The following is an 899-nucleotide window of genomic DNA, read 5'->3' on the forward strand; positions in this document are numbered from 1 at the left end:
CGACGCCGACCTCCTGGACGCCGCCGACCTCCTGCCCGGCGAGAAGGTCGACATCGTCGACATCGACAACGGCAACCGCCTGTCCACCTACGTCATCGAAGGCCCCCGCGGCACCGGCGTCATCGGCATCAACGGCGCCGCCGCCCGCCTCATCAGCCCCGGCGACCTCGTCATCATCATCGCCTACGCGACGGTGACCGACGCCGAGGCGGCCGACGTCCGCCCGCACGTCGTCTTCGTCGACCGCACCAACCGGATCGTCCACCAAGGCAGCGACCCGGCCGACGTCCCGGCCGACAGCGGCCTCCTGCGCGGCGACGTCCTGGCCGGGTGAGCCGGGTGGTCCTGCCGGTCGAGGACCGGCCCGCCGGGGCCGGCCGCGGACGGGCCGGGGCCTGGCGCGACCACACCACCGGTGCCTTCGGCCTCCGGGCCCTCCCTGTCCGTGCAGCTGGACCGGGCCGACGAAGCGGCCTGAGCACCTCGACACCCCACGTTACGGAGAACCTGCCATGTCCCGCCGTCTGTTCACCTCGGAGTCCGTGACCGAGGGACACCCGGACAAGATCGCCGACCAGATCAGCGACGCCATCCTCGACGCCCTCCTCCGCGAGGACCCGGCCTCCCGGGTCGCCGTGGAGACGCTCATCACCACCGGCCAGGTGCACGTGGCCGGCGAGGTGACGACGAAGGCGTACGCGCCGATCGCCCAGCTCGTCCGGGACAAGATCCTTGAGATCGGTTACGACAGCTCGGCCAAGGGCTTCGACGGCGCCTCCTGCGGCGTGTCGGTGTCCATCGGTGCTCAGTCGCCCGACATCGCGCAGGGCGTCGACACCGCCTACGAGGCTCGGGTCGAGGGCGACGAGGACGACCTGGACAAGCAGGGCGCCGGCGAC

General features: G+C 72.1%; 2 protein-coding genes. Both read left to right on the top strand.

The window, feature by feature from the left end; all coding sequences use genetic code 11:
- The coding region (gene panD / locus PUR71_RS01125; protein WP_329924383.1) for an aspartate 1-decarboxylase at positions 1–334 on the top strand (334 nt) is incomplete at its 5' end.
- 178 nt (positions 335–512) lie between these two features.
- A partial coding sequence (locus tag PUR71_RS01130) for an S-adenosylmethionine synthetase N-terminal domain-containing protein (RefSeq protein ID WP_329924384.1) occupies positions 513–899 on the top strand: 387 nt, incomplete at its 3' end.

Origin of the sequence: Streptomyces sp. SP17BM10 (assembly GCF_036322405.1) — a bacterium.
Classification (GTDB): Bacteria; Actinomycetota; Actinomycetes; order Streptomycetales; family Streptomycetaceae; genus Kitasatospora.